Origin of the sequence: Roseicyclus amphidinii (genome assembly GCF_030163755.1) — a bacterium.
Lineage (GTDB): Bacteria > Pseudomonadota > Alphaproteobacteria > Rhodobacterales > Rhodobacteraceae > Roseicyclus > Roseicyclus amphidinii.
The window spans coordinates 1-8,460 of record NZ_JASJOE010000094.1 but is presented as its reverse complement, the minus strand read 5'-3'; the positions used below and the strand labels follow the sequence as shown (position 1 = coordinate 8,460).

Below are 8,460 nucleotides of genomic sequence, written 5' to 3'. Positions count from 1 at the left end.
CGCGCCGAGGCCGCGGGCCGTCTCGACGCCGCCATGGCCGCCGAGCTTGCCCCCCTCAAGATGGAGCGCGCGGTCTTCACCACCGAGATCGCCGAGGCCCCGCCCGGGCCCGAGGGTGCGCAGGTGGTGACCTTCACCGTGGCGACCAACCCCGGCGCGCCGCCGGGCCCGCTCAACCGCATCGCCTCGGGCGGCGAGCTGTCGCGGTTCCTGCTTGCGCTGAAGGTCTGCCTGACCGGCGAGGACCGCGGCGTGACGATGATCTTCGACGAGATCGACCGCGGCGTCGGCGGGGCCACGGCGGATGCCGTCGGCCGCAGGCTCAAGGCGCTGGCCGAGGGCGGGCAGGTGCTGGTGGTGACCCATTCGCCGCAGGTCGCGGCGCTTGGTGCGCATCACTGGCGCGTGGCCAAGCAGGTGGAGGGCGAGGTGACCCTGAGCCGGGTGACCCCACTGGATGCACGGGACCGGGTCGACGAAGTGGCGCGGATGCTTTCGGGCGACACCGTCACCGAAGCGGCACGGGCGGCCGCCCGCGCGCTGCTGGACGGCTGAGCCTCCCGGCTGCGCCGGGACTCGGGCGCGGCGGCGTGGCTCGGCCTGCGGCCTGCGCCACGACCGCGGTGGCACCGCGTGCCGCGGTGCGGTGGCGCAGTGGTCGGGCGGGGCACCGGGTGCGGCCGTTGCTCCGAAGAGGGGGCTCTGCCCCCGTCCTTCGGACTCCCCCGGAGTTGTATTGGCCAAGATGAAGCAGGATCGGTGGCGCAGGGTCCACCCCGCATCCGGCTTTTTCGGATTGGCTACCGCTGTGTCCGGAGCGGGGCTTCACCTTGGACGCCGCGTCACTCTCCAGCTATCGGCGCGCGCCCATCATCGCATCTATCCGTTAACAATCCCTTGCCGTCAGTCCCGGCTTCATCTTGGCAATTACAACTCCCGCCGGAGGCTCCTGCCGCCTGCCATCGGCTGCACGGGCGGGACATGCAAAGCCCCCGTCGCCACCCGCGCCCAGCGCGCCAAGGAGTGGCCCCGCAGGGGCCCGACGCGGCGCGCCGCCGGGTCGGGGCCGACGGCCCCGAAGCCCCATGCATGAACGGACCGGTGGCGATTTCGGAACCGGGGCCGGGTCTTCCGCCTTTTCTCGGCGACGCCCCTGTCCTACACGGGTGCAGCAGGACGGGAGCGGCGGATCACGGCGCGTCGCACCGGGAGGCGGGAGGAAGAGACGTGGCCGGAACCGGGCGCGCGATCATTCGGGACCAGGCGGCGAAGGCCGTCGCCGCATGCCGCGGCGGCTGGGAGGTGCTGCGCCGCAAGGGGCCAACGCAGGTCCAGTTCTGGCTCATCGCGCTTCTGATCGGGATCGCCGCGGGGTTCGCCGCGCTGTTCTTCCGCAAGGGCATCAGCTGGCTGCAGGAGGCGCTTTACGGGGTCGATGACGTGCGCCTCATGCACAGTTTCGCGGAAAGCCTGCCGTGGTATCTCATCCTTCTGATCCCGGTTGCAGGGGGGCTTGTCGTGGGCCTGATCCTGCATTGGTTCACCCCCGATGGCCGCGTCCGCTCGGTGGCCGACGTGATCGAGGGCGCGGCGCTCGCCGATGGCCGGGTCGAGGGGCGGGCCGGGCTTGCCTCGGCGCTCGCCTCGATGATCACGCTGGGCTCGGGCGGCTCCTCCGGCCGCGAAGGGCCCGTGGTCCATCTCGCCGCCGTGATCTCGAGCTGGGTCAGCGACCGGATCAAGGCCGACGGGATCACCGGGCGCGACCTGTTGGGCTGTGCCGTGGCGGCCGCCGTCTCGGCCAGTTTCAACGCCCCGATCGCAGGTGCGCTGTTCGCCCTCGAGGTGGTGCTGCGCCATTTCGCCGTCCATGCCTTCGCCCCCATCGTGATCGCCTCGGTGGCGGGGACGGTCATCAACCGGCTGGAATTCGGCGGCGTGACCGAGTTCAGCCTGCCCAGCGACGAGGGGCTGCAGTTCTACGTCGAACTCCCTGCCTTCCTGCTGCTGGGGCTGCTGTGCGGCGTTGTCGCAGTGATCTTCATGCGCGCGACCTTCTGGGCCGAGGACCTCGGCTCGGCCGCGCAGCGCGCCACCGGCCTGCCGCGCTGGCTGCGGCCCGCGGTGGCGGGGCTGATGCTGGGCACGCTGGCGATCGGGTTCCCGCATATCATCGGGGTGGGCTACGAGACGACCTCGGCCGCGCTCACCGGCGAGCTGTTGCTGTGGGAGGCCGTCGTCTTCACCGTGCTCAAGGTCGCCGCCGCCGCCATCACCATCGGCGGGCGGATGGGGGGGGGCGTCTTCTCGCCCTCGCTGATGATCGGCGCGCTCACCGGCCTCGCCTTCGGCATCGTCGCCACCGCGATCTTTCCTGACCAGTCGGGCGAAGGCACGCTTTACGCGCTGGCGGGCATGGGGGCGGTCGCCGCCGCGGTGCTGGGCGCGCCGATCTCGACCACGCTGATCGTGTTCGAGCTGACCGGCGACTGGCAGACCGGGCTTGCCGTGATGGTGGCCGTGTCGATGTCCACCGCTCTGTCCTCGCGGCTGGTCGATCATTCCTTCTTCCTGACCCAGCTCGAGCGGCGCAACATCCATCTCGCTGCCGGGCCGCAGGCCTACCTGTTGTCGATGTTCCGTGTCGGCAAGGTCATGCGCCCGATGGATCACGAGAACGCGGCCCCCGAGGATCGCCTGCTGACGCTGGTCGAGCAGGGCATCTACACCGACACCAACGCCACTCTGGAACGCGCCTTGCCGATCTTCGAACGGACGGGCCTCGATTACGTCCCCGTTGTGCAGCTCGCCCCCGGCGACGGCCCCCCGGCGCTGGAGGGGGCACTGTTCCATGTCGATGCGCTCAAGGCCTACAACCGTGCGCTCGCCGCGACCGCGGCCGAGGAACACAGCTGATGGACCCGTGCCGCCAAGCCGCCATCCCGCGTGATGCCCGCCCTGTCGGCGCCCCCGCGGAGTGACCGGCGCGGCCGGTCTCGCGCGCGGCATAGGGCACGGGATCGCGCAGGAACCGGCATGATGTGGCCACTCGGGTGGCGGCCCGGCGCGGTTGCGGCCTGCAGCGCGCGCCGCACCGGCCCCTTCGGGTCCGTCGGATCGTCCTTGGGCGTCCCCGATCCTGCCGCGCCGTTGGTCGGGAGGGCATGGAAGGGCCTTGGACCCTTCGCGCGCGGGGCCGGGACATGCGCCCGTGCGCCCTGTCCCGCCCCGAGGGCGGGCATCGGGCCGCCGATGGGGCACGAGGGCGGGATGGTCACAGTCATGCCATGCGCTTTGGCCATGGTGTCGCTCTAGCCTCCCCGATCCGTGACGAGAGCGCCCAAGGATGCGATCCGCCCCTGTCGCAGCCGGTTGCAGCGACTGGCCTTGGGGGGCGTCGCCGTGCCGGTCGGGGCCGCATCGTCATGGGGGTGTGGCAAGGCTACCGGCCTCCCGCCTGCGACCCCCGGCAGCGCCCCGGTGACCGAGCGGGTTGCGGTGCGGGGCGGCCAGGCGATGCCCTTCCTCACGTCAGTCCGGTCCGGGCGGGGACTGGCCGGCACCAACGCGAAGGCGCCGGCCCGGGGCCGGACCGAGGTCGCGCCCCGAGCCGCACCCGGCAGACGAGCCCGGACCGACCCCGTCCGACATGCGACGGACTGCCCCGCGCCATGCCCACCGCCATCGCGGGATGCCACCCGCGACCCAACGCCCCTGCGCCCCCGCCAAGGGACCGGCCCCCGGCACAGCCGCGGGAACCCGACCCTGCGCGGCCGCTGGCTCAGAGCTGCTCGACCGTGACCCGGTCGGTGTAGAAGGCGATATGCCCCCGGATCTCGGCCACGCCCTCGGTCGGGTCCTCGTAGGACCAGGCGGCATCTGGGATGTCGCCCGCGGCGCTCGAGACCGTGAAATAGGTCGCTTGTCCCTTCCAGGGGCAGGTGGTGGAACTGCTTGTTTTCTCGAGAAAGGCCATGCCGATATCCTCGCGCGGGAAATAGATCGCCGCGGGATAGTCGCCCTCGGTCAGCTCCAGGGCCCGGTCGCTTTCTCCCAGCACGGCGCCACCGGCGCGCACCACCCATTTGCCCGGAGCCTTCCGGATCCTGATGTGGTCAGCCATGGATTGTTCCTCCTTCAAGACCAGCCCCTTCTTAGGGGGCGCTCCCCCCGAATGCCAAGGGGATGTGACGGTTCGGTGTCAGATCGGCGCGCAGGCCGCCGTCAGCCAGGCGAGCGTCTCCTCGGGCACCAGGGGCCCGAGCCGCGCCAGCACCTCGGCGTGATAGGCGTTCAGCCAGTCGCGCTCCCAGGGGGCGAGCATCGCGGTGAGGATCATGCGCCGGTCGATCGGGGCCCAGGTCAGGGTCTCGAACCGCAGCATCGCGCGGTCGTCGCCGCCGGGCAGGGCAGGGGCCTCGGCCACCACGACAAGGTTCTCGATGCGGATGCCGAAGGCCCCCTCGCGGTAATAGCCCGGCTCGTTCGACAGGATCATCCCCGGCTCCAGCGGCAGCGTCGACACCCGGCTGATGCGCTGGGGCCCCTCGTGAACCGACAGGTAGACGCCCACGCCATGGCCCGTGCCATGGTCGAAATCCCGCCCGGCGGCCCATAGGGCCGCACGCGCCAGCGCGTCGAGATGCGCGCCGGCCACGCCCTTCGGGAAGCGCGCGCGGTGAACGGCGATCATCCCCTGCAACACCTGCGTGAAGGCTCCCTTCACCTCCGCATCGACCTCACCCACCGCGAGGGTGCGTGTGATGTCGGTCGTCCCGTCCTCGTATTGCCCGCCCGAGTCGATCAGGAAGACCTCGCCGGGCCGGATGGGGGCGTTGCTTTCCTCGCTCACCCGGTAATGGGGCAGGGCGGCATGGGCACCGGCCGCCGAGATCGTGTCGAAGCTGATCTCCTTCAGCGCCCCGGTCTCGGCCCGGAAGCCTTCCAGCGCGCGCGCGGCGTCGATCTCGGTCAGCCCGCCCTTCGGGGCCTCGACGTCGAACCAGTGCAGGAAACGCGCCACCGCCGCCCCGTCGCGCAGATGCGCCGCGGTCGTCGCGGCGATCTCGGCGGGGTGCTTCTTCGCCTTCGGCATCAGGCAGGGGTCGCGCCCCGCGACCACCTCGGCCCCGGCCTCCAGCAGCAGCGCCTTCGCCGCCGCGGGGGCGGTGGCGTCATCGACCCGCACCCGGCCCTGCGCGCCCGCCAGCACCGTGGCCAGCGCCTCGGGCGGCTGCGCCTGCACCGACGCAGGCAGCACCACGCCCGTCAGCTTCGCCGCCTCCACGAACAGCTCCAGCCCGCCGTCCCGGCGCAACAGCCCCATCGCCTGCATCAGCGGCGTATGCGCCACGTCGCTACCGCGCAGGTTCAACAGCCAGCACAGCGACTCCGGCTGCGTGATCAGCGCCGCATCCTCGCCACGCGCCGCAAGATCGCCTGCCACCAGCGCCAGCTTCTCGCCCGCGCTCCGCCCGGCCAGCGCCTCGGGCCAGGCCACGGCCGGGGCCATGGGCGCTGCCGGCCGGTCAGCCCAGATCGCATCGACAAGATTGCCCACGGGTCGCAGAGCGATCTGCCAACCGGCAAGCGCCGTCTCCAGCCTGGCAACCTCGGCGGCGCTGTGCAGCCACGGGTCAAAGCCCACCACGCCGCCTTTCGGCAGCTGACGGATCAACCACTCCTCCAGCGCCGTCTCGGGCCAGGCCACGGGCGTGAAGACCGACGGGTCGGTCTGCGCCTTCACCTGCACCCGGTAGCGCCCGTCGACAAAGACACCCGCCACCTCCGACAGCACCGCGGCAAACCCCGCCGAGCCGGTGAACCCCGTCAGCCAGGCCAGCCGCTCGTCGCAGGGCGCGACGTATTCCCCCTGGAACCGGTCCGCCCGCGGCACGAGAAACCCGTCCAGACCCGCAGCCGCCATCCCGACCCGCAACGCCGCCAGCCGCGGGGGCCCGTCCTGGGGCCGCGTCTTCACCTCGAAGTCCTGGAACACCGGCCCCTCCTTCATCTTTCCAAAAATACGGACTCGCACCACCTGCCAAGGCTCCCGGCCCTTCGGGACCGCGCGACACCCGCCAAGCGCGCCCCCGGAAAACACGCGTTTTCCGCCGGGTCGCCGCGCCAGCGGCGAAACCCGCCTCAGCTCGCGCGCTTCATCCCCATCACGCGCGCCCGCGCCCGCGGGTCGCTGTCGAACAGGCCGGCGAGCTGCTCGGTGATCGCACCGGCCAGCTGCTCGGCGTCCGTGATCGTCACCGCGCGCTGGTAGTAGCGCGTCACGTCATGACCGATCCCGATCGCCAGCAACTCCACCGCGCGGCGGCGCTCGACCATGGCGATCACGTCGCGCAGATGCTTCTCCAGGTAATTCGCCGGGTTCACGCTCAGCGTGCTGTCATCAACCGGCGCGCCGTCCGAGATCACCATCAGGATCTTGCGCGCCTCGGGCCGCCCCACCATCCGCCGATGCGCCCATTCCAGCGCCTCGCCGTCGATGTTCTCCTTCAGAAGACCCTCTTTCATCATCAGCCCGAGATTGTCGCGCACCCGCCGCCAGGGCGCATCCGCGCTCTTGTAGATGATGTGACGCAGATCGTTCAGCCGCCCCGGGCCGGAGGGACGGCCCTGCGCCAGCCATTCCTCGCGCGCCTTTCCGCCCTTCCAGGCCCGCGTCGTGAAGCCGAGGATCTCCACCTTCACCCCGCAGCGCTCCAGCGTGCGCGCCAACACGTCGGCGCAGATCGCCGCGATGGAAATCGGCCGCCCCCGCATCGAGCCGGAATTGTCCAACAGAAGCGTCACCACCGTGTCGCGGAACTCCATGTCCTTCTCGACCTTGAAGGACAGGGGCGTCGTCGGGTTCGCCACCACCCGCGCCAGGCGGCCCGCATCCAGGATGCCCTCCTCGCGGTCGAACTCCCAGCTGCGGTTCTGCTGCGCCTGCAGGCGGCGCTGCAGCTTGTTGGCCAGCCGCGACACGGCGCCCTTCAACGGCTCGAGCTGCTGGTCGAGATAGGCGCGCAGCCGCTCCAGCTCCTGCGCCTCGGCCAGCTCCTCGGCCGGGATTTCCTCGTCATGCTCGGTGGTGAAGACCGCGTAACCGGGGTCGGCGTCGGAATGGGGCGCAGGCGGCGGTGGCTCCAGCGGGGCCTCCCCCTCGGGCATCTCCTGCTCCTCGGCCTCTTCCATATCGCCCTGGTCGTCCATCTGGACCTGCGCCTGGGACTGGTCCTGCTGCTCGTCCTGGCTGCGCTCGGGGTTGGCCTCGGCGTCTTCCTCCTGGCTGTCGTCCTCGCCGGTCGAGTCGGGCTGCTCCTCCTGCTCCTCGCTGGCCTCGTCCTCGCCCTCGTCGTCCATCTGGTCGGGATCTTCGCCCAACTGGTCGCCATAGCCGAGATCGTCGATCATCTGCCGCGCGAAGCGCGCGAAGGCCTGCTGGTCGCGCAGCACCTCGCCCAGGTCGTCGAGCCGTTCGCCGCAGCGATCCTCGATGAAGCCGCGCCACAGTTCCATCACGTTCGCCGCCTCGGGCGGCAGGGCGCGGCCCGTGGCCAGGTGCCGGATCAGGTAGCCCGCCGCCACCGCAAGCGGCGCGTCCGAGGCCTGCCGCACCTCGCCATAGCCCTTGCGGCGCGCCTCGTGGCCGATCTTGGCGTCGATGTTGCCGGCGGTGCCCGGCATGTCGCGCGCGCCGATCGCCTCGCAGCGGGCGGTTTCCATCGCCTCCATCAGGTCGCGCGCCATGGCGCCGGGCGGCGCGTAGCGCGCGGCGGTGCCGAGGTCGTGATACCGGTGGCGCAGCGCCAGCGCGTCGGCGGTGCCGCGAGCCAGCAAGACCTCCTCGCGGGTCATCCGGCGGCTGACCTGCGGCAGGCGCAGGCTGTCACCCGACAGGCCCGGAGGGTCGACGGAATAGGTGACGCCCAGCTCGGGGTCGTCGGCCAGGACGCGGGTCGCCTCGGCCAGCGCCTTCTTGAAGGGATCGGCCGGGTTGTCGGTGGGGTGCTTCGCCATGGGGCGGAATGTGGCCCGAACCCGGGGGGAGGGCAAGGGGGCGCAACGCGCCCCGGCCCCCCAGAGCCTTGCAAGGCTCTGGCCCGTCTTTTGCAAAAGACGGCGCGGCTCAGAGTCCGAAACGCGCGACGCAGTCCCGAACGGCCAGCATCAGCTCGCGCCCCTCGTCGGCCAGGTAGGGCGTGCCCTGGCCTGCGAGGCGGGGGAAGAAATGCGTTGCGGCCATGCTCTCGGAATGCCGGGTCCAGGCCTCGGCCTGCGCCCGGATCTCGCCCAGCCGCGCGGTGCCCCCCGCCTGCGCGACAAGCGCGCCGGGCAGGGTGCCCGCCGGAAATCCCTCGGGCGCGCCGATCATCTCGGTGCAGCCGATCAACTACCCCACCGTGCCCAAGGGGACCGAGCGGCTGCGCTTCACCCCCGGCCCGCTGCACACCGACGAGG

The 8,460-nt window shown here is 71.5% G+C and carries 5 protein-coding genes and 1 pseudogene; 2 read left to right on the top strand and 4 right to left on the bottom strand.

What is annotated here, in order from left to right; translation table 11 throughout:
• A pseudogene (locus tag QQK83_RS18035) lies at window positions 1-555 on the top strand (DNA repair protein RecN); the annotation flags it as partial.
• Between the two features lie 672 nt (window positions 556-1,227).
• The gene (locus QQK83_RS18030) at window positions 1,228-2,916 is read left to right on the top strand and encodes a chloride channel protein (protein ID WP_284266649.1); all 1,689 of its coding nucleotides are present in this window, start codon (window positions 1,228-1,230) and stop codon (window positions 2,914-2,916) included.
• Between the two features lie 865 nt (window positions 2,917-3,781).
• On the opposite strand, the gene QQK83_RS18025 is transcribed toward QQK83_RS18030, so the two are convergent.
• From QQK83_RS18025 to QQK83_RS18010, 4 genes are all read right to left on the bottom strand, one after another.
• On the bottom strand, window positions 3,782-4,123 hold the full coding sequence (locus tag QQK83_RS18025) for a DUF427 domain-containing protein (RefSeq protein ID WP_284266647.1): 342 nt from the start codon (window positions 4,121-4,123) through the stop codon (window positions 3,782-3,784).
• Between the two features lie 78 nt (window positions 4,124-4,201).
• Window positions 4,202-5,998 carry an aminopeptidase P family protein gene (locus tag QQK83_RS18020; RefSeq protein ID WP_417750368.1) on the bottom strand — a complete coding sequence of 599 codons (1,797 nt, stop codon included), beginning with the start codon at window positions 5,996-5,998 and terminating at the stop codon, window positions 4,202-4,204.
• Between the two features lie 146 nt (window positions 5,999-6,144).
• On the bottom strand, window positions 6,145-8,019 hold the full coding sequence (cobT, locus tag QQK83_RS18015; RefSeq protein WP_284266643.1) for a cobaltochelatase subunit CobT: 1,875 nt from the start codon (window positions 8,017-8,019) through the stop codon (window positions 6,145-6,147).
• 109 nt (window positions 8,020-8,128) lie between these two features.
• Window positions 8,129-8,392, bottom strand: a complete 264-nt coding sequence (locus QQK83_RS18010; RefSeq protein WP_284266651.1) for a hypothetical protein — start codon at window positions 8,390-8,392, stop codon at window positions 8,129-8,131.
• Window positions 8,393-8,460: the final 68 nt, after the last annotated feature.